The following is a 21802-nucleotide window of genomic DNA, read 5'->3' on the forward strand; positions in this document are numbered from 1 at the left end:
TTTTGCCCCTACCTACATTCAATAACAATACCTATTCTCCTCAATCAGTTTCTTAGCAATACGTTGGCGAGCCTCTTTCACATTGAATGGTTGTGCTTTCGTAAAACGACGCAATCCCATCAACATCATATTCAACTCATCCCCTTCAGCGAAAGAGTACAAAGCCTCTTTACCAGCTACAGCCACTTTGTCAATAGCCGAATACAGATACACCTTCGCCATATCCATAGCATATGCTGCTTGTGCCTCACCCCGCGTATAGTACAGTTTTTCGGCACGCAGCAAGACTGATTCAGCAACATACACATAACCGATAATGTCAGCGATATTCATCAATATCTCCTGCTCTTTTGACAGTGACATCATCAGTTTCTGCACCGCCGCACCTGCAATCATCAGTCCCGTTTTCTTGAGGTTGGCCAGGATTTTCTTTTCTGCCGCAAAAGGTGCGTCATCCCCTCCCCCAAAATCCGGAATAGCCATCAACTCTCCTGCCACAGCCTGAGCAGGCCCCATAAGATCCAACTCCCCTTTCATTGCTCTCTTCAACAACATATCAATCATCAAAAGACGATTGACCTCATTGGTACCTTCAAAAATACGGTTGATACGTGAATCCCGATAGGCCCGCTCCATCGGAGCCTCGGCCGAATACCCCATACCACCGTATATCTGCACCCCCTCGTCCACTACATAATCGAGCATCTCCGAACACCAGACTTTGATGATCGCACACTCTATCGCAAACTGCTCCACGGATTTCAGCTTAGCCTGAGCCTCGTCCACACCTCCGGTCATCAAAGTATCAAAAGCATCGTCAATATTTTGTCCGGCACGGTACGTAGCCGATTCGACCGCAAACAGACGAGTGGCCATCTCGGCCAATTTGTAACGGATAGCTCCAAATTTGGAAATCTGCAAGTTGAACTGTACCCGTTCATTCGCATAGTTTACCGCCTGCGAAATGACCGCTCGGGCCGAGCCAATGGTCGCTGCACCGAGCTTGATACGTCCGATATTCAGGATATTGACCGCTATCTTAAAACCATTCTCCCTGTCGGAAAGCATATTTTCGACAGGAACAGGACAATCGTTAAAGAATATCTGGCGCGTTGACGATCCTTTGATACCAAGCTTATGCTCTTCGGGATTCATTGTAATACCTCCAAAATCCCTTTCCACGATAAAGGCTGTCAAATTCTTATCATCATCTATCCGGGCAAAAACAATAAAAATATCGGCAAAACCACCATTAGTAATCCACATTTTCTGCCCATTGATCAGATAGTGTGTACCCTCTGCATTCAATTTTGCTGAAGTACGTCCCGAATTGGCATCCGATCCTGCATTAGGCTCCGTCAGACAGTAGGATGCCTTCCACTCCCCCGTAGCCAGTTTGGGAATATATTTTGCTTTCTGTTCGGCATTGCCATAATACAAGATGGGCAACGTACCGATCCCTGTATGCGCAGACAGTGCTACCGCAAAAGAATAGCCACTACCGACAGCATCGGCAACCAGCATAGACGTATTGAAATTCTTGCCAAAACCTCCGTATTCCTCTGGAATGGAAACACCCAACATCCCCAATTCCCCCGCCTTGTCCAACAAAGCAGGCATCAAGCCTTCTTCCTGCGCATCTATCCGTTCTAGGATATTTAATACTTCCGCCTCCAAAAAGTCCAGACAGGTTTGGCGTATCATCTGCGCCTCTTCGTCAAATTCCTCCGGAATAAAAATGTCTGTATACGGTGTTTCCTTAATGACAAACTCTCCACCTTTGATTGCTTCTTTCATGTTTTTTTAGATTAAGGATAAAAAGATTAAGGAATAAAGACTTCCTATACAGTTCCTTTTTATGATTAAAGATGAAAGAACAAGGAGTAAGGATTTTCTATATGGTTTCTCTTTATCTTTGTTCTTTTGTCCTTATTCCAAGAATCTTCATCCCAATGTTCCCATAAATTTTGTTATACGTTTTTGTTGAATAATGATTTTCTCAACAATATCTGCATATTCTGCCTCTGTAATGTACCCAAAGTCTTGCGACAATATAATCTGGGTTTCCATCTCAAAACAAGACCCTAAAGCGATTTCTAAAAAATGATAAAAAGCTTTGGTAGAGGAACGGGATGTCCCTTCAGCAATATTGGAAGGAACAGAAATCGAACATCTACGCAATTGACTTATCATACCAAAGCGTTCACTTTCTGGGAATTTTTTCAAAAGTAAATGAATCTCCTTGGCTAATAATCTTGCTTCTAACCAAATCTGTAACTTTCTAAAATTATGCATTCCTTTATTTAGTCTTTGTCCCTTATTCCAATAGTCCTTGTTCTTTACTCCTTTCATCCTTGTTCCAATAGCCCTTGTTCCTTACTCCTTTCATCCTTATTCCAATAGTCCTTGCTCTTTACTCCTTTCATCCTTGCTCCGAAATGCTTTACAGCATTTCAAACACTCCTGCCGCTCCCTGCCCGGTACCGACACACATGGTGACCATACCATATCGCTGTCCCCTACGTTTCAGCTCGTTCAAGATCTGCACGGTCAACTTGGCTCCTGTACATCCCAACGGATGCCCTAATGCTATGGCACCGCCATTGACATTGACCTTTTCCTCATCTAATCCTAACTCCCGTATCACAGCCAAAGACTGCGAAGCAAAAGCCTCATTCAACTCAAACAAATCAATGTCTTCCTTTTTCAAACCGGCCATGTCCAATGCCTTGGGAATAGCGGCCACCGGACCGATACCCATAATACGTGGTGGTACACCCGCTACTGCATAAGAAACCAAACGGGCAATGGGTTTCAACCCTAGTTCTTTCATTTTCCTTTCAGACATGACCAACACAAAAGCGGCACCATCGGAGGTTTGTGATGAATTGCCCGCCGTCACACAACCGTCCGCAGCAAATACCGGTCTCAGTTTGGCCAATGCTTCCAACGTGGTATCCGCACGTGGCCCTTCATCGGTATCCACCACATATTTACGGCTAGCGATCTTACCATCCTTTAGGTAATTTTCAGTAACCGTAATGGGGACGACACCATCTTTGAGATGACCATTCTGTATAGCAGCTATTGCTTTTTGATGGGATTTCAGTGCAAAAGCGTCTTGATCAGCGCGCGAAACCTTAAAGTCCTGTGCTACCGCTTCGGCCGTCAAGCCCATGCCCCAATACCAGTCCGGATGCTCTTTGGCAACGGTCGGATTGGGAACGATCTTCCAGCCTCCAAATGGCATGCCCGACATGACTTCAGCACCGCCCGCAATAATGACATCAGCCATACCCGTTTTGATCTTGGCCGTTGCTGTGGCAATGGTCTCCAAACCCGAAGCACAGTATCGGTTTACTGTCACTCCCGGCACTTTGTCCGTATCCAGGCCCATCAATGCGATAAACCGGGCCATATTCATACCCTGTTCCGCTTCGGGCATGGCATTCCCGACAATCACATCGTCAATATCTTCCTTATCCAAATTGGGGACGGAGGCTACCAAATGTTTGATGACACTTGCCGCCAAATCATCCGCACGCATAAAACGAAACCCTCCCCTCGGAGCTTTCCCCACCGCTGTACGGTATCCTGCTATGATGTATGCTTCCATGTTGCTTAGTAGTTAGTAATTAGATATTAGTATTTAGACATTAGACAAAAGATGTTAGCATTTCGATTTCAGTGTTTGTTGGAAAACATAATTCATTTTCAACAGTTCATTCAACATTGCTGCTATCTTATCAAAGTCTTCCTCTAATAAATATCCTAAATTTTTTGCTATAATTTAATTGTGTTTCGACTTCATATGTAGAGGCATGGGCTATCGAAAGAAAGTGAATAAACTCCTTATCCGAATTTCTTCCAGCACCCTCAGCGATATTGGACGGAATAGAGACAGCTGCTCGATTTATCTGACTAATCAAATTGAATCGCTCTTTGTCGGGAAATGTTTCAGTAACTTTATAAAGTTCAGAAACGGCCTCTATAGCCTTTTGCCACAACTTTAATTCTCTATAATTATGCATATCTTAATAAATTTTTAGATATTAGTATTAGACCTCAACTTATTCAGAAAAGCATAACGCTTTAAATATTTGAAATAGTACAGGATCTAAATACTAACTACTAAATCCTATACATCTAATTCCTCAATCTAAATACTAATTACTAAATACTTTTAATCTAATTAGTTCCGCAGCGCCTTCCCTTTCGTCAGCATATGCTGTATCCGCTCCAACGTTTTCCGTTCGGCACACAATTCCAAAAAAGCCTTCCGCTCCAGATCCAACAAGTAATGCTCGGATACCTCAGTAGGAGCAGAAAGGTTGCCACCGCACATTACCCAACCCAACTTTTCCGAAATCTTCTTGTCGTGGTCAGAGATATAATTTCCGGCACGCATAGACGATGCCCCCACATATACGATACCCAATCCCTGATTGCCCAACACCTTGATATCGTTTCGGGGAGCAGGCTGCACATAACCGGCATTAGCCAATTCGATAGCCTTTGCTTTAGCATCGGCCAGCAGTCTTGATCTGTTCATCGTAATGCCATATTTTCCGGCCTGCAAATACCCCAGTTCAAAAGCCTCTACCGCCGAAGTAGACACTTTGGCCTGACCGATGGTCAAAAAACGGTCTTTCAATGTATTCTGTACAATCTGGTCATCCCTGTACTCATCCGAAGCCCGCAGCGCAAACTCTTTGGAGCCGCCACCTCCCGGAATGACACCAACCCCAAATTCCACCAATCCCATATAGGTTTCGGCATGCAGCTGCACAAAATCCGCATGCATCGAAAATTCACAACCACCTCCTAATGTCAACTGAAACGGAGCTACCACAACTGGAATAGACGAATATCGCAAACGCATGGAGGTATCTTGAAACATACGTACGGCCATGTTCAGCTCATCATAATCCTGCTCTACGGCCATCATGAAAATCATTCCGATATTGGCTCCTGCCGAAAAATTCTTTCCATCATTGCTGATGACCAAACCACGATATTCCTTTTCAGCCAGATCAACAGCCTTGTTGATCCCTTGTATCACGTCGCCACCAATAGTGTTCATCTTTGTATGAAATTCACAATTGATGATACCATCTCCCAGATCAATGATCGAAACACCCGAATTTTTCCATATTGTTTTCGTATCCCGGATATGATCCAGTACGATCAGATCTTCCGAACCTGGGATGGGTTTGTAGGACTTGGAAGCGATATCGTAATAATGCCGTACACCATTTTCTACCTTATAAAAACTTTCGCATCCTGCCGACAACATATCATGCACCCACTGTGCCACTTCACCTTGTTGCCCAGGCAAACGTTTGGGTTCCGCTTTGATCTTTTCCAACGTTTCACGTACACCGAGCGCATCCCATACTTCAAAAGGCCCGATCTCCCATCCAAAACCTGCACGCATGGCATCGTCGATACGGAAAAAATCGTCCGTGATTTCAGGCACACGCTTCGATACGTACTCAAAGAGCGGATAGTGCATGGCCCGAAACAATTCAGCCGCCTTATCCGTTCCTTGCTCGTAGACCTTCATCCGCTTACGGATATCCTCTACAGCCTTGGTCGCCTCCAGTGTGGTAGATTTCACTTTTTGTTGGGAGCCATATTCAAATGTCTTGAGGTCGAGAGAAAGAATCTCCGACTGTCCATCCTTGCCTTTGACCTTCTCGTAAAAACCTTTCTTGGTCTTCTCTCCCAACCACTTGTTCTCCACCATCTTGGTGATAAAATCTGGCAACTGGAATACGTCTTTCGCCTCATCATCCGGCACATTTTGCACCAAGCCGTTGGCCACATTGACCAAGGTATCCAACCCTACCACATCTGCTGTTCGGAAAGTAGCGGACTTGGGATGACCCATGGCAGGTCCTGTATATTTATCCACTTCCTCTACCGTCAATCCCATCTGATCGACCAAGTGTGTCAGTGCCAACATAGAATATACACCGATTCGATTACCGATGAAAGCAGGAGTATCCTTGCACAAAACCACGGTCTTGCCCAGCATTTTATCACCATAATGTATCAGAAAGTCAACGACATCCTTTTTAGTAGACGTAGTAGGAATGATTTCCAATAATTCCAGATAGCGTGGGGGATTAAAAAAATGCGTTCCGCAGAAGTGTTGTTTGAAATCTTCCGAGCGTCCCTCTGTCATCAAATGTATAGGAATACCCGATGTATTGGAAGTAATCAATGTCCCCGGTGTACGGTACTGTTCTACACGCTCAAAAACTGATTTTTTGATGTCCAAGCGTTCGACGACCACCTCGATGACCCAATCTGCCTGGCTGATTTTGGCCATATCATCTTCAAAATTGCCCGTCGCGATGCGTTTGACAAAAGATTTGCTAAACAAAGGTGCCGGATTAGACTTGACAGCTGTATCCAACGAAAAATTCACGATACGGTTGCGCACGATAGGGCTTTCTAAGGTCAAGCCCTTAGCCTCTTCCGCAGGCAACAGCTCATTGGGAACAATGTCCAATAACAATACCTCTACACCAATATTAGCAAAATGGCACGCAATACGCGAACCCATTACACCTGATCCCAAAACGGCAACTTTCTTTATGCTTCTGTTCATTTTTTATAGTATTAAGTATCGAGTACTTAGTATTTAGACTCTTGTCTTTCATCCTTGCACCTAGTATCTCCACCAATCCCCCACTCTCAATTGTCCGCTGTCAACTATCCACTTTCAACTATCCACTTTCAACTGTCCTCTATCCCATAAACCAACATCTCGTATCTCTCCCAGTCTCCCCCTCTCCAAGTCTCCTACACTGTCCTCTATCCCCTCTCAATTGTCCACTATCAACTATCCACTGTCAACTGTCCACTGTCAACACCTCTTCCGGCTCATAGGTATTTGCCAGGTCATTGACCTTGGCCAACATTCGAATCAATTCTTCTTTCTCCTTCGGAGAAAATTGTGATTCTAAATACTCATTGAAACCGCGAACCACATCCTTGGCAAGTTTTCTTTTTTCGACACCCAATGGAGTGAGGTACACCTTTACCGAGCGCTTGTCTTTGTCACTTGTCTCCCTATAGATAAACCCCAAAGCCTCCAGATTGTTCAACACTCTCGACAAAGAAGTCGTCTTCACTCCTGTAAAATTAGCAATGTGAGAAACTGGAGTACCTTCTTTGTGTATATTGATCAAAATATATCCGGCAGCTTGTGTAAAGCCATGTTGCGAAGCAATATTGTTATATTTGTTGGCTACAGTCTGCCACGCAGATTTTAAAAAATAATCAATTGTGTTCTTTTGGTTCATAGTCGATTTTTCATGAATAGAATGTTCACACCTTTATTATGCAAGCATAACAAAATTAACAGATTTAATTGAATAGCCCAAATATTTTTTTTCAAAAGTAGAGATATAAGGCTGAGCAAGACAAACGTATCTTATTTTTGTTTATAAAATTAATCGGAGGAATTACTTAGACAAGTTTTCTTTTGTCCTCATGCCGGACGGGCAGGTACTTTTTTTCCGCTAAAAAGTACCCAAAAAACTCGCCGCTTCGGACATTTGACACAATGGTAGTGCATCGCACTGCTATTGTCAAATATCCGGAGGCGGCATTTTTCGTAGCTGTAAGGATATTGCTTTCAGCATAATCTCTTGTTTAACGGCATTGTCCCCAAAACGACCTTGTTTAGCATGGAAAGCAAGCCCGTGGAGCTGCGGTCTTGATGACTTACAGCTAGCACAATGCAAGCCTTTCCAGTCTTTGTAGGGGGATGGAGGGGTGGAGACCTTGCGAAAGGCGCTTCCGTAGTGTAGCGTGGCGGCTTGAACAGGCTAAACAGAGTCTTGACTTTTTTGCTTCGTTTTTGTGTTAAGACAAAAATGAAGGGCCTGTCCGGCCAGAGGACAAAAACTGTATAACAAAAACCTCCGTTTATTTTTATCAATAAATAAGCGACTGCCCTATTCTCATACTAAAGTCTGGAAGAAGTTTTAAACTTAGTTCGATCTAATCTAGGAGGCGATTGCAATGGATAGTTGAAGGCTACACTATTAAGATAAGCTGCAATTTCAAGGCGTTCTTTCCAATTTTTTCTTTGGTAATAAACACAGCATGATTTGCAGCTTCTTCGGCACTTTGCGCCTTAAAGGCATTCCGATCTAATCTGAATAGTGACATATACAATAATAAACAATTAAACGATAAATTCCAATTAAGGATAAATATTTCCCCCATTGGTAGGATATTTTACAATCATGATCTTATTTTTCAAAAACACAAGAAATTTCTTGTATACCACACATCTAACCCGTAAATTAGTATCAGAAACCCTATAAATCGAGTATTATGAAAGCTGTAGAATACAGGTTGCCCAAGGAGTTTGACAAATCTTTTATTGTTTTCAAAGAGCAAGGACTGTTTTTTCCCTGCCCTTGGCATTACCACCCTGAATACGAATTCGTTTTGGTCAATAAGAGCAGTGGCAGACGTATGGTCGGCGATCATATCGGGACATTCTCGGAGGGAGATCTCGTCTTGATGGGGCCCGCACTGCCACATGTCTGGGTTAACGATCAGAAATATTTTGATAAGGGCAATACCGAAAAGGCCGATGCTGTCGTCCTGCATTTTTTGGAGGACTTCTTAGGTCACAATTTTCTACATCTCCCCGAGACCGAATCCTTAAAGAAAGTGCTCCATCTTTCTAAAAGAGGATTGGTCATCCTCGGCCACACGCGGGCTCAAATCGCAAAAATCATGTGTGAAATGCCCAATCAAAACGGTTTAAAGCGTCTGGTATCTCTTTTTGAAATATTCGACATATTGTCCCATAGTACAGAGTACGAACCGCTCGCTAGCCCTTCCTATATGGAAAACACGCGAGATATGTATTCCGATAGATTCAGCAAGATAACAGAATATGTCCTACGCAATTTTCATCGGGATATCTCCCTAAAAGAGGTGGCAAACGAGGCAAATATGGCCACCACAACCTTCTGCAATTTCTTTAAGGAACACTTTAGAATGACCTTCGTGGAGTATCTCAACACGATACGTATCGGACATGTCTGCAAACTGTTGACAGACAGGGACAGAACCATTATTGAAATAGCATACGAATGTGGTTTTAATAATCTGGCAAATTTCAATCGACAATTCAAAAGGCTTAAAGAAATGACACCCAAAGAGTATAGAAAGGTACTGGAAGCAGAGCCAATGACCGCTTAGTAGAAGCAAGCATAGATTAAAAATGCTCTATTTTTCTCAATGGACAATAATGATGAAACAAGACCGGATAAAGTACAAAATGTTCTGTACCTTATCATTAATGTCTTACCTTTTCCTTGCTACTACTTCCCATTCATCTACAACAACCCCATTCTCCACGACCAAAAGTTTGTCGTACAACGCTACCGTAGGGCAAATATGTATAGGCAATGCATATAGCACATCACCCACCTTAAACCGATGATCCGCTCCTGCTTCCAATACCATATGTTCTTCACTATGGCCTATAGGTTTTAGGGAGGGAGCATTCAGGAAGTACACCCTGTTTTCCAATGAGTTTTCGGAAGCAATGGCTTTGTAACCCAGATCTACACAAATCGTAGTAGCCGAAGGCAATGAAACCACACGTGTCATCAGCACTGCAGCCGGAAGAAAATTCTGTTCGGGCAAAGTATCTGCATACCCTTTGTCCCACAGGACGAAAGTCCCAGGGCTGCATTCCACTTCGGGATATTGGGCATAGATCGGAAAAGACGGCGATCCACCTATAATAATCCGAGGTTTAGGAAACCCTTCACCAACCAACTGTACTACCAACGCATCAACAGGTGCAAAATTCCGTTGACAAACAACCCTACGCTGTTCTAGGTCTATCTCACGCACATGCCCGTCATACGCATGAAAACCCTGTATCGCTAGTCCGTCCAACTCTCCACACAGACGATACAGTTCCAAAGCAGACTCACCCGGTAGGATACCCGTGCGTCCCATACCAACATTGAGATCGACGAATACATCCATACATAGACCATGCTCTTCGGCCTTGTCTGATAGCGCACGTGCTGCATCCGCATTGTCCACCAAAGCAGCATATTTCGTCTGTTTGTACCGTTCGACCAATGTCATAAATCGATCCAACTTAGGGCCATATAGTGGGTAAGCCAGAAGCACATCCGGTGCACCACATTCCCCTAGCATTTCCGCTTCGGCGATGGTGGCACACTTGAACTTACGGATACCTGCATCCAACTGCATACGCAGAATTTCCCTGCTCTTGTGCGTTTTGACATGGGGCCGCAACCTATCGGGATCGTCGATCATACTTTTGAGCACCTCGATATTCTTGCGGATACGATCGGGATAAACCAATAATGCGGGAGTATCCACTGTATTTTCTGTATGTAGTATATACCAGTACATTTTATTTAAAATAATATTGTGACACAAAGACTCATATCACAATGCATTCCTCAAAAACCGTAACCAATTCCCATGAAAAATATGATCAATATCTTCGTCTTTATACCCTCTCTTGGACAAAAGGTACTCAAATTTTTGCAGGTCTGCGATAGAATCCATATCCCAGGGCGATTGCTCCGTACCAAATATGCCGTCCAGATCGCTTCCTATACCGATATGTAAGCAATTTCCGGCTATCTGACAGATATGGTCCCAGTGGTCGATCAGCATCTCCAGACGGATATCCAATTGCCAGGGATCCGAAACCGTGTCGATAAACCGGATATCCATCGCCCAACAATCCAACATCCCCCCGATCACGGCATCGCGCTCGACCAACCGCTTGATCTGCTCATCACTCAATTGCCTTTGGTTCGGCACGATCTTCCGGGCATTGTGATGACTGGCCCAAACCGGCCCTTCATACAGCTCCATAGCTTGGTCAAAGCCTTCGTCCGTCAGATGGGTCACATCCAATATCATGTTCAGTTCGCCCATGATCTTCATCAATTCCAATCCTTTGGAATGGATACGTCCCGCTGTTTTTGTTCCATCGGCATACCTACCCGGCCCAAAATGAGAAAGCCCCAAAGCGCGTAGACCATAGCCATGTGCTTCGTATAGGTAATCCGGCGTGACCAATGAATCCGCACCTTCCAAACTCAGTAGAAAACCGATCGGTTTTCTATCGTCCGGTATGCTCGTATCGTTCCACAAGCTGATATGGGTATCCAACCCTTTGCTGTCCACGATCTGCACCATCTCCCCTTGCTTTTCCATTTCTCTGTACCAGGCCAGCTGTGCCTGCGTCATTGCCCAAGCCTGTGCCGGAGAATTCCAACCTGTCAATGCACTGTTGAACGGATTGACCCGGGCCAACTGGGTGGCTACGACAAAACCGATCCTTCCTTTCCTCAACTCGGGCAGACAAACCGTACCGTTTCCACGGTCAGGCTTATCTTTCATATTCATTTCCTTCAAACGGATCTGTTCCAAAGACATGGACAGGTCGCGGTTCCACTCGATGGCATTCATCGCCAGATCCAAATGGGCATCAATAATCAGACGGCTCATGGGGGTATTTGCTTATCAATTGTTGTATCTCCCGGCTGAATCCATCAAAGACAGCCTGCCAATAGGCCTTTTCTTCGGTAGAATAGCTATAAAAACCTTTTCCAGCATCCATCCCCACCTCTCCGTTACGTTGCTTTTCCTGCAAGATCCCCGGTAAAGTATCCATATTGGACAATTCCTTGTTCAGATCCTTCATGACCATGCCGTAAGCATAGGTTCCCATCAGATCCATGTATCTGAAATTCCCCGTGAAAGGCAGATAGTAACCGGCATCGTTGCAGCAAGCCCGATCTACGCTTTCGATAGAAGCAAAATCATTTTCTACCAGATACAGCCCTTCACGCAACATCGCTGCCATCAGTCTCGCTCGGATACTGAATCCTGTTTTTGCCAAGGAAGGATCCTTTTTCCAATACGTTTTTAACCATTGCGTCAGCTGATCCAAAGCCTGGGGGTCTGTATGGTCATTGCAGATGATCTCTGCAAAAAAGTTCCGATAAACGGGATAGGTCCAGTTCAGCCCCAACAACCTCGTTTTATGCTGCATCTGTTTCTGTAGTTGATCCAGACCCACACTCTCCAGATTGACCGCAATGATCGTATGTGCTGCACACCGTCCTTCCACTTGCCCGATGAGTTCTCTTTTTACTTCTGCTTCATCGGTCGTCACGAGCACGACCAATGTACTTTGTATCTTCTCCGGCCATTCGGTAAGGATACACAGGTTTTTGCACGGTACTTCACTGTTGTATATAGCCTCTTCTGCCCCTTGCTGATCAGTCGTCAACAAAAGTGCCGCATGTCCTCCCATCAGTAGATCGGATACGATGCTGTACGCTAGCTTATCCTGCCCTATTACCATGATCGGGCATGCTCTTCCATTCGTCGCCTTCATTTAATCTATTTCTTTTAATACCTCTGCCGCAACTTTGATCGCTTGTTCAATATCATCTTCTGTATGCACCGCAGAGATATACCAAAGTCCCCTTCCGATGACACGAATCCCACGATCGTGCAGTCCGGCGATAAACTGTTTGAGTTTGGCCTTATCGGTCTGAAGTGTGTCCCTGTAATTCCGGATATCGGGCAATGCGGTAAAGGATGTATTAAACATGGGCCCTGTACCTTGGACAAACAGGTTTTGACCTGCCGTTTGTGCGGCGGTACGAAGTCCGTCCATCAGCCTCCTACCCAATCGAAACATCCGATCGTATGTATCCGGGTCACGTTCCAAGACATCTATCGTTGCCAATGCTGCCGCAACGGTCGGGGTACTTGTATTCATGGTGCCCGCATGGATGACCCTTGCCGAGACAATCTCTTCCATCCATTCCCGTTTGCCCACAATGGCACTGATCGGATACCCACTGGCGATGGCTTTCGCAAAAATGGACAGATCGGGCAGGATGTTGTAATACCGCTGTGCTCCGCCCAGTCCCAGCCGAAACCCCGTAATCACTTCATCGAAGATCAAGGCGATACCATAACGGTCACATACAGTTCGCAGGCCCTGTAAAAAGCCTTCATTCGGCACTATACAGCCATTATTGCACATGACCGGCTCGGTGATGATAGCTGCCAATTCATTATGCCTCTCGGCTACAACACGTTCGACCAGATCCAGGTCATTCCACGATAATGTGATAAAATCTTCCCGGCTATTGGAAGACAACCCTGCCGACCAGGGAAAGACCTTGGGGTTTTCTTCATCGCCCAAAGCCTCCACAGACGGCGTGCTGATACCCCAGGCCACATTGTCCAGCCACCCGTGGTAATGCCCTTCGAAACGTAAGAATTTGTTTTTTCCGGTCTTCGAACGAGCGACACGAAAAGCTGTTTGAACAGCTTCGGAACCGTCCAGACAGAAACGCATCAGTTCTGCCGAAGGAATCAGCTGGTTCAGCTTCTCGGCCAGTTCGATCTCCTTGATATGCTGTCCGGCATACAATTGCCCTTGACGGGAATAGGCTTCCACCTCCGCCAACACATGGGGATGCGAATGACCTACGATCAAAGGACCTTGGCTCAATGTGAAATCAAGATAGGCATTGCCATCTACGTCATACACCCGGGTACCTTCACCATGGGTATAAAAAATAGCATGGGGATGGTTATATTTTCTAAATTCGGAAGCTACGCCTCCCGCTAAAACCTGGCTGGCCCGCGCCAGCAGAGCCTCAGATTTTTGATAATTTGTCTTCTTCAACATCATATAATTTGTCTTCTTCAACATCATAGGGTATAGCTTCTAGGAGTCGCTGCTCGCCATATTGGGTCGCCAACTCGTAAATATCTTTATTGAAATGTGCAAAGGCTTCTTCCCATGCTTTGGCTTCTTGCTCACTGTAGGGGTACAGCCCTTTACAATTGTGGATCCCCCTGGCATTTTCGGCCACCATACGCTCCATCACAAGAGGCACATCCGAACGGTTGGAAAGTTGCTTAAGGAGGCTGGCAAATGAAGGTATATAATCGGCAAACCCCACAAAATCCAGGCGCCTGAAAATACCCATCAACGTAATCCAGGAACCTACGTCGTAACGGAAGATCTTGTCGGCATCCTCCAGGGTCGTATCCCCCCGCTCGGCCAATGTCAAAGCCTCCCGGTACACGGCATACATCAATCTATTGGTAATGAAGCCGCGGATATCCTTTTTGAGCAAAGTAGGCTCTTTTCCCCAGTTTTTGCCAAGCTGAACAACATGTTCCGCCACGACCATATCCGTCTGCTCACCACAGGTTACTTCCAAAAAACGTGTCATATACGCTGGCTCGGCCCAATGCACACCGATGAAACGGCTCGGCATAGGCACGAATTGCTGCAACTCACTGATCGGTATGGCCGACGTGTTAGACGCAATGACAGTATCTTCCGACACATGATCAGCAATCCTTTGATAGACAATCTTCTTTATATCCTTGTCCTCTATCACACATTCCTGTACAAATTTACAGGGAGCTATGTCTTGATAGTCATCGGTCACCTTTAGCGCCTGCACACTGGCTGCCAATCCCTTGGTCAGTAGATTGGAATCATCGGCATGGCGCAGCAGTCCCACGATATGTTTGATGGCAATCTCTTTCTCTCCGGGCAGCGGAGCCAATGCCACGACTTGATGCCCCGAAGCCAATAGCGAAACCACAATACTGCTCCCCATCAGCCCTAATCCTACAACAGCGATTTGCATATGTGAGTTAGTATTAATTCCCATTGGTATGCGGAAGCTTTACAATACAATCGATCTCTACACAGATCCCCTCCGCAAGCACCGACTGTACGGTAGTCCTTGCAGGCTTGACCTGTCCGAAGAAACTCGCATATACGGCATTGAACCGATCAAAATCTTCGATATTGGACAAATGCACTGTGCTCTTGACCACATCATCCATCGTAGCTCCTGCCGCTTTGATAATGGATTTTATATTTTCCATCGTACGGGCTGTCTCTTCTTCTATGCTTCCCAGGATAAAAGTCGAGGTCTTGAAGTCTACCGAAGCCTGTCCACTGATAAAAAGGAACCCGCCCGCAACGATTCCATCAGAATACGCTCCCGTAACGAAAGCTGCATCTCTATCGGGATGTACAATTTTTTGCTTACTCATCTACAATGTATTTGGTTTATCTATATACAGTATAGCAAAAGTACATGTACAGTCAGGCGCTATCTATTACATTTATTCCTAATTATAGTACTATTTTTCAAAGTAGGGATTTCTTAAATTGTAGAGGTTAGTAGAGACGTAAGATCTTACGTATCTACAACATCGCAGTGCGTCTCACATGTGTGCTAGAACACAGCAATTAGATAGAATTATCTTTTTAGATGCTATCCCTTATCGCTTTAGGTAGCGACTGGACAACCAATGTATAGCTATGATCGATCAAATCTTTTAATCGTCTATCGTCAAGTTGTCTATTACAGTACACCGTATTCCAGTGCTTTTTGTTCATGTGATATCCCGGAATCACTGTACGCTCATACTCTTCTCGCAGTTCCACTGCATATTCAGGGTCACATTTTACATTGAAGGACAAATCATTCATCTGATCCAGTCCAACCAAGAGAAAAACCTTTCCTCCGACCTTAAATACCAACGTATCCGGACCAAAGGGCATATCTTCGGTAGCCCCCGCTTTCAATAAACAATATTCCCTTAATTTTTCAATATGCATAGCTAATTTTTTATTTGAATGTTTAACCGGTTAATCGATTAATCGGTTAAACCCTAAACCCACAAAAAAAATCTCCTTTCGAAAATAGGCAAAAATATGTAATTTTAGAACCGTAATAATATCCCTAAACTCCATATATCCTCAAATTTAGAAGTAACATGAAAAGATTATCTTTTATTTTAGGGTTGGCGTATACACTGTTCCTATGGAATACGGTATCGGCCCAAACCCGTTCCAACGAACTCATCCAGGTATTGGTCACGCCCAACAAGGCAGATTGGACGTACCAATTGGGTGAAGAAGCTAGTTTTACCGTTACCGTACTCGAACATCAGGTTCCCTTAAAAAATGTAGAAATACAATACAGCATCGGACTGGAAAAAATGGATCCTTCACAAAAAGGAACATTCACAGCAAAAGCTCCGTACACCCCTATCGGCAAGGCTGCCACACTGAAAGAACCTGGTTTCTTACGTTGTGAAGCACGTGTCAAAGTCAACGGCAAGGAATACCGTGGCATTGCCACCGCAGCCTTTGCCCCTGAGCGTATACAGCCCACACAAAAACTACCGGAAGATTTCTGGGACTTCTGGAACAATGCAAAAGAAGCAGCCTCCAAAGTACCCATGGACGCCAAAATCACCCTCCTGCCCGAACGCTGTACCGAAAAAGTGGATGTCTACCAAGTCAATATACAGCATTTTGAAACAGGAGCCCGGCTTTACGGCATATTGGCTACACCCAAGGAAGCCGGCAAATACCCCGCTGTACTACAGGTTCCCGGTGCGGGAGTGCGTCCATATTACGGCTCAATCGAGCTTGCTGAAAAGGGGATAATTACTTTACAGATAGGTATCCACGGCATACCTGTCACCTACAGCACCGAACTCTATGACAACCTGAGAGCATCCGCATTGAAAGGCTATCCATTTGCCAACCTGGATGATAGAGATAGATACTATTACAAAAGAGTGTACCTCGGCTGTGTCCGGGCGGTAGATTATCTATTTTCCTTACCTCAATTTGACGGCGAAAACCTGGCTGTCTGGGGAGGTAGCCAAGGTGGAGCCTTAGCCATTACGACCGCTGCACTAGACAGTCGTATAAAATACCTCGTGTCTATATATCCGGCATTAAGCGACCTGACAGGCTATCTCCATGGTCGTGCAGGCGGTTGGCCACATATGTTCAACAAAGGAAATGCGCCTTTCATGGCCAAAGAAGATAAGATCAAGGTCTCGGCTTATTATGATGTCGTGAATTTTGCACGATTCGTCCAGGTTCCCGGCTTCTATACATGGGGATACAACGACGATACCTGTCCCCCAACTTCCTACTATGCCGCATACAATCAGATCAAAGCACCCAAAGAATGTTATGTGGTACAGGAAACCGGACATTGGACCTTTCCACAGCAACAAACGAAAATACAGGAATGGCTATTGCAAAAGCTAAAGCCTTAATTAGAGGCTGTCTCAAAATTAAGAAAAACGCGTCATTGCGAGGAAGTATGACGAAGCAATCTGCGTTTTGCTTCGCAGAGCACTTCGTGGTTTTGACATCACCAGATTGCTTCGTGACCTCGCAATTACGATGATGTTTTGTTTATGAGACAGCCTCTTTTTACAAATTCTCCAAAAACTCTTTCTGTATCTCTCGCCCCTTGTCTTCGTTATACCACCTCTGCAGAGCCTCCTTCATATCCTCAAACGTACGTTGCTCCGCCTTCATCCGGTCAAAAATATGCTGCAACTGCTGCGGACGTGGCCCCCATATCCATAAATCCTCCCCCACCTCATTACGGACAATCAATTTGGGGATCGATCTGCCGCCGTTGGTCAGGTAATCATTGATAAGGTAAGGCTCCGTATCCCGCAATTGGATGTCCAGCTCGATAAGGGGATTGAGCGCTGCCATCCGAACGATCTGAGGCACCGAATGTGCAGCATCGCCACACCAAGGTTCTGTAATCAATAGCCATTGTTGTGGCTCAGCGACAGCTACAATGCGGCTTTTTAGGTCTTCATTGACTTCAAATCTCTTCAGCCACCGGTTCATCCGAGACCAGTTCAATTTTGCGTAGTTCAAGTATTCAACGTTCGAATAAGGAGGATATTTTTCCGGATCGGCCAAAATAGCTTCAAAGTAAGCTAGGTATTCTTCAAACTTCATCTCTTTCTGATTTGCCTGCAAAAATAGGCATTCTAAATAAAGAAAACAGTCATCAAAATGTTGCAATTCATTTAACATTTATTAATACTTCTTCTGCTACCTTTGAGCCACGTATTGCCAATAATATACATGAAAAAACAGCTTTTATTTATTCTTTTCCTGCTCATCACAGGTCTCGGCTACGGACAGTCCGGTATTTCGGGCAAGGTGGTCGACAAGTCCGATAAAAAACCATTGGTCAATGCGTCCATTGTGCTATTAAACCAAGATTCTATATTGCAACACTTTGCCCGTGCAAATGAGAACGGGCGATTTGAGATAAAAAACATCGACAAAGGAGATTACCTCATGCTGGTGACCTACCCAAAATTCGAGATCATCTCCAAACCGTTAAAAGTGGAGGACAAAGACCTCAAACTGGAGGATATCGAGGTAAACTCGCAAATGAACCTTATCGAAGAGGTCGTCGTCACACAGCGAATCCCCATCCGTATCAAAGGCGATACGATCGAATACGATGCCGCGAGTTTCGAAACCGAAAAGAACGCCAAGCTTGAAGACCTATTGCGACGGCTCCCCGGGCTGACCGTATCGGCCGACGGACAGATCACCGCACACGGCAAATCCGTATCCAAAGTCTTGATCGATGGCGAGGAATTCTTTGGTTATGACCCCAAAATAGCCATACGCAACGTCCGCGCCGATGCCGTCGACAAAGTGCAGGTGTACGAACGCAAATCCGAAGAGGCCGAACTAACGGGAATAGATGACGGTGTACGGATGCAAACCGTCAATGTCGTCTTAAAAGAGGAAGCCCGAAAAGGGATATTCGGCAATGCGGAAGCCAACTATGGAACTGAAAATCTCTATGCCGGAAGCCTTTTTGCCGCCAAGTTCAATCGCACCGAACGCATCGGTATCACAGCCAACACCTCCAATATGGGATCATCAGGTAGAGAAGGCAACCTACGGATGAACAATCAGATCATAGGGAATCCGAAAAATAGTGATATAGGCGGAAATTATGAAAATCAATTCCTGAAAAAACGCTTGAACATGAATGCCAGCTATGGTTACAATGATAATAGCAACGACAATGAGCGGCAAAGCTACAACAAAGAGATCATCCCCAACGGAGGCATACAAGAGACAAATTCCTCTTCCAAAACAGAAAACAGCGGCGACAGGCACAACTTCAGGTCTAGGTTTCGCTTTAGAATAGATTCCACGCAAAACATGGACGTACAGTTCAATGCCGGTTTGACCAAAAACAGCAGCAGCAGCGAGTCTTCCAACAGCGTCAGCAACGAAAATGGCGAAATACTTCGGGACTTCAAGGGCAACAATGACAATACAAACAGTTCCAATTCCAACAGCGTTCGTCTGAACTATCGTAAACGATTAAAGAAAAGGGGGCAGTCCATCAACCTGCATTTGAACAACGCCTACAGACAGTCCAAATCGGACAATCAGGTGTATCAGAAGACCAATTTCTATACCGAGGGGCGTGAACGAACCATCCATCAAAACCGTATCGGAGATGATTTCAACAACAATTTTTCCGGTCAGCTGGGCTTCAACAACCGCATCAACGAAAAGCTGAACTTTTCCATAGGCTACCTGTTCAACAGTTCCAACGGACAGAACCGAACCGATGCCTATAACAGTAATGGAAACACACTGTCCAATGTCATAGATTCGGTCTTTTCGCAAAATCAAATGGACAAATCTGTCAACCAAGGCGTGAATGCCCAATTTGGGATGAACTTTGAGAAAGTAATGATCAATATCTCCAATAGAACATCCTACAAAAACCAATCCCTCATCGACACTTACAGAGATATTGATCTGGCTCGGGATTTTTGGGACAATGACATTAACCTGTCCGTAAACTATAGGCTATCGAACCGTAAAAGCCTCAATGCCTCTTACCAGAACAACTACAACATTCCTACATTCGGTCAATTACAACCCTTACAACCACAGACAGATTCCCTATACATACAATTGGGCAACCCCGATCTGAAAAGAGCCATGCGCAATAACTTCAGACTAAATTACAACACGATAAGTCTACTACGAGGTACAAACTTCAATATCAACGGCGATATCAGTCTAGTCTCCAATCCCATTGTCAACAAAAGATCGATAGAGTCCAATACAGTCGTAAAAAGCACCTATGTCAACGTAGATGGCAAAACAAACTGGACAGCAGGATTGAATGCCAATTTCAACAAACCCGTCTTCAACCAACAGGTACAGTTTAACATCTTTTCCGGATTGACATTCGACAATGGCTTCAGTTATATCCGATATGGAGAAGTAGGCGACTACGTCCTCAACAATTCTCAAAACACCAATGGTAACGTAGGTATTAGTTTCAACGAACAAAATTCATCGGGATTGGATTTTGACATCAACGCCAGAGTAGGCCTGAACAATCAAAACAATAGTATCAATAGCGAACTCAATTACACAAATTTTACAAGTGGAGCAAGTGGAATGCTAAGGTATTTTTTGCCAAAAAAATTCCAGATCAGCTCTTCTATGCACTATTCGTATGCAGGACCAACAAAATTGTTTAGAGAACCGATCACCCAATTCTATACAAATATCGAACTGAGCAAAAAATTACTTAAAAGCGAGAGCCTGGTGTTGAGTCTGAAAGGGTTTGACCTATTCAATACCTACAATAATATAAACAGATCCGTCTCGGAGACCAACTATTCTGAAACACAACAACAAATGTTGACAAGATACTTCTTGGTCGGACTGAAATGGGATTTTAACAAAAACTTAGGAAAGAAAAAAGATGAATAGATATATTTTACTGTTGATTGCCCTGGTGAGCGTAGAATTATCTTTCGCCCAACATGCCTATTTTGGCACTAGAGGCAAGATATCCTTTGACCGGATCACGTATACCCGTGCCCGTATGCGTGAAATGATGTCCAACATGGACAATACCAATCGGGGAGGCGGAGGTGGCCGAGGTATGCAAATGCGTATAGGAGGTGGAGACATCAATAACATCCCCGAAACCCAGACCCAAAAGATGGATCTGTATTTTGACGAGAACCATACATTGATGCTCCATGCAGACCCCGAAGCGGCAGCCAATCCGCAGGCAATGCGGGTAGGTAGACAAGGCCGGGGAAATATGTCCGGCGGAAGAGGACAAGGCAGTGGCAGAAGTGCCGGAGCTAGCACACCAAGACCAAACATGCGAAATTTAAATGCACAAAAAGCTATCTATCAAGACCTCAAAAAGTCTGAGTCACAGATCCAGATGACCATCGATGAAAAGTATATTCTCTCGGACTCCCTGTCCCCCATCACCTGGCGGTTTACGGACGAATACCGCAATATTGCCGGTTTTGAATGTAGACGCGTCAACGGAGCGACCAAAGACTCCCTCTATCTGATCGCTTACTATACAGATCAAATCCCTGTTTCGGCAGGACCTGCACTCAGCCATGGTTTGCCAGGTATGATATTGGGCATGGTCATTCCAGAGATGCATATCCACTATTGGGCGACCGAGGTAACCTATACCAATGATCCGGTACCCAACACTTGGCGAGACAAAAAGTCCAAGACGATGACGTTGGATGATTTTTCGAATGCTTTTGGCCGTTATTTCCAACGCGGCAATATACGGGACAATTTGAGGCGAAGGATACTCGAACAGTTGATTTATTAGACAGGGCTCCGCTAGTAGAGACGCAATGCATTGCGTCTCCACATAGCTGGCACGCACGCTGGCGCACGAATCCTTTCGTGTGCCTCGATAAACAAGCACACGAAAGGATTCGTGCGCTAACATTCGATTTATTGGCAAAAAATGACACTTTGTCACCAAAGCGTGTCATATTTCAGCCAATATGATACCCTTTTCTCATT

General features: G+C 44.9%; 18 protein-coding genes. 4 read left to right on the top strand and 14 right to left on the bottom strand.

What is annotated here, in order from left to right; genetic code table 11:
- Positions 1-18: 18 nt before the first annotated feature.
- The 6 genes from G5B00_RS08120 to G5B00_RS08145 form a co-directional block, all read right to left on the bottom strand.
- The gene (locus tag G5B00_RS08120) at positions 19-1797 is read right to left on the bottom strand and encodes an acyl-CoA dehydrogenase family protein (protein WP_163873252.1); all 1779 of its coding nucleotides are present in this window, start codon (positions 1795-1797) and stop codon (positions 19-21) included.
- A gap of 147 nt (positions 1798-1944) precedes the next feature.
- On the bottom strand, positions 1945-2352 hold the full coding sequence (locus G5B00_RS08125; RefSeq protein WP_205966359.1) for a four helix bundle protein: 408 nt from the start codon (positions 2350-2352) through the stop codon (positions 1945-1947).
- A 91-nt stretch (positions 2353-2443) separates the two neighbouring features.
- Positions 2444-3616: an acetyl-CoA C-acyltransferase gene (locus G5B00_RS08130; RefSeq protein ID WP_163873254.1), complete on the bottom strand. Its 1173-nt coding sequence runs from the start codon at positions 3614-3616 to the stop codon at positions 2444-2446.
- A 130-nt stretch (positions 3617-3746) separates the two neighbouring features.
- A complete protein-coding gene (locus G5B00_RS08135) occupies positions 3747-4031 on the bottom strand; it encodes a four helix bundle protein (RefSeq protein WP_205966360.1) in 285 nt (94 codons plus the stop codon).
- Between the two features lie 161 nt (positions 4032-4192).
- Positions 4193-6619, bottom strand: coding sequence for a 3-hydroxyacyl-CoA dehydrogenase/enoyl-CoA hydratase family protein (locus G5B00_RS08140; RefSeq protein ID WP_163873258.1), 2427 nt, complete (start codon positions 6617-6619; stop codon positions 4193-4195).
- A gap of 244 nt (positions 6620-6863) precedes the next feature.
- A complete protein-coding gene (locus tag G5B00_RS08145; protein WP_163873260.1) occupies positions 6864-7316 on the bottom strand; it encodes a MarR family winged helix-turn-helix transcriptional regulator in 453 nt (150 codons plus the stop codon).
- Between the two features lie 1042 nt (positions 7317-8358).
- On the opposite strand from G5B00_RS08145, the gene G5B00_RS08150 reads away from it, so the two are divergent.
- Positions 8359-9240: an AraC family transcriptional regulator gene (locus tag G5B00_RS08150; protein ID WP_163873263.1), complete on the top strand. Its 882-nt coding sequence runs from the start codon at positions 8359-8361 to the stop codon at positions 9238-9240.
- A 105-nt stretch (positions 9241-9345) separates the two neighbouring features.
- Here G5B00_RS08150 and G5B00_RS08155 read toward each other — a convergent pair whose 3' ends face one another.
- The 7 genes from G5B00_RS08155 to G5B00_RS08185 all read right to left on the bottom strand — a co-directional run bounded on the left by G5B00_RS08155 (position 9346) and on the right by G5B00_RS08185 (position 15727).
- Entirely contained in the window at positions 9346-10440 is a 1095-nt protein-coding gene (locus tag G5B00_RS08155) for a D-TA family PLP-dependent enzyme (RefSeq protein ID WP_163873267.1), read from the bottom strand.
- 36 nt (positions 10441-10476) lie between these two features.
- A complete protein-coding gene (locus G5B00_RS08160; protein WP_163873270.1) occupies positions 10477-11553 on the bottom strand; it encodes a dipeptidase in 1077 nt (358 codons plus the stop codon).
- Complete coding sequence (locus G5B00_RS08165) at positions 11534-12448, bottom strand: 3-hydroxyacyl-CoA dehydrogenase NAD-binding domain-containing protein (protein WP_163873273.1); 915 nt, start codon at positions 12446-12448, stop codon at positions 11534-11536. The genes G5B00_RS08160 and G5B00_RS08165 overlap by 20 nt, the downstream gene beginning before the upstream one ends.
- A complete protein-coding gene (locus G5B00_RS08170; RefSeq protein ID WP_240894426.1) occupies positions 12449-13789 on the bottom strand; it encodes an aspartate aminotransferase family protein in 1341 nt (446 codons plus the stop codon).
- Positions 13731-14741 carry a 3-hydroxyacyl-CoA dehydrogenase family protein gene (locus G5B00_RS08175; protein WP_205966361.1) on the bottom strand — a complete coding sequence of 337 codons (1011 nt, stop codon included), beginning with the start codon at positions 14739-14741 and terminating at the stop codon, positions 13731-13733. Before G5B00_RS08175 ends, G5B00_RS08170 begins: the two co-directional genes overlap by 59 nt.
- 13 nt (positions 14742-14754) lie before the next feature.
- Positions 14755-15156 carry a RidA family protein gene (locus tag G5B00_RS08180; RefSeq protein ID WP_163873280.1) on the bottom strand — a complete coding sequence of 134 codons (402 nt, stop codon included), beginning with the start codon at positions 15154-15156 and terminating at the stop codon, positions 14755-14757.
- 217 nt (positions 15157-15373) lie between these two features.
- A complete protein-coding gene (locus G5B00_RS08185) occupies positions 15374-15727 on the bottom strand; it encodes an MmcQ/YjbR family DNA-binding protein (RefSeq protein WP_163873283.1) in 354 nt (117 codons plus the stop codon).
- A 158-nt stretch (positions 15728-15885) separates the two neighbouring features.
- Between G5B00_RS08185 and G5B00_RS08190 the strand changes: the two genes are divergently transcribed.
- Positions 15886-17190, top strand: coding sequence for an acetylxylan esterase (locus tag G5B00_RS08190; RefSeq protein WP_163873286.1), 1305 nt, complete (start codon positions 15886-15888; stop codon positions 17188-17190).
- 160 nt (positions 17191-17350) lie between these two features.
- Here the strand turns inward: G5B00_RS08190 and G5B00_RS08195 are convergent, their stop codons facing one another.
- Positions 17351-17899 (bottom strand): thioredoxin family protein, encoded by a 549-nt coding sequence (locus G5B00_RS08195; RefSeq protein WP_163873289.1) that lies wholly within the window; start codon positions 17897-17899, stop codon positions 17351-17353.
- Positions 17900-18028: 129 nt separating this feature from the next.
- Between G5B00_RS08195 and G5B00_RS08200 the strand changes: the two genes are divergently transcribed.
- Together G5B00_RS08200 and G5B00_RS08205 are read left to right on the top strand one after the other, a co-directional pair.
- Positions 18029-20719 carry an outer membrane beta-barrel protein gene (locus tag G5B00_RS08200; protein WP_163873292.1) on the top strand — a complete coding sequence of 897 codons (2691 nt, stop codon included), beginning with the start codon at positions 18029-18031 and terminating at the stop codon, positions 20717-20719.
- A complete protein-coding gene (locus G5B00_RS08205) occupies positions 20712-21602 on the top strand; it encodes a GLPGLI family protein (protein ID WP_163873295.1) in 891 nt (296 codons plus the stop codon). Before G5B00_RS08200 ends, G5B00_RS08205 begins: the two co-directional genes overlap by 8 nt.
- Positions 21603-21802 lie beyond the last annotated feature (200 nt).

This window comes from Parapedobacter sp. SGR-10, from assembly GCF_011030405.1.
In the GTDB taxonomy this organism is placed as follows: domain Bacteria; phylum Bacteroidota; class Bacteroidia; order Sphingobacteriales; family Sphingobacteriaceae; genus Sphingobacterium.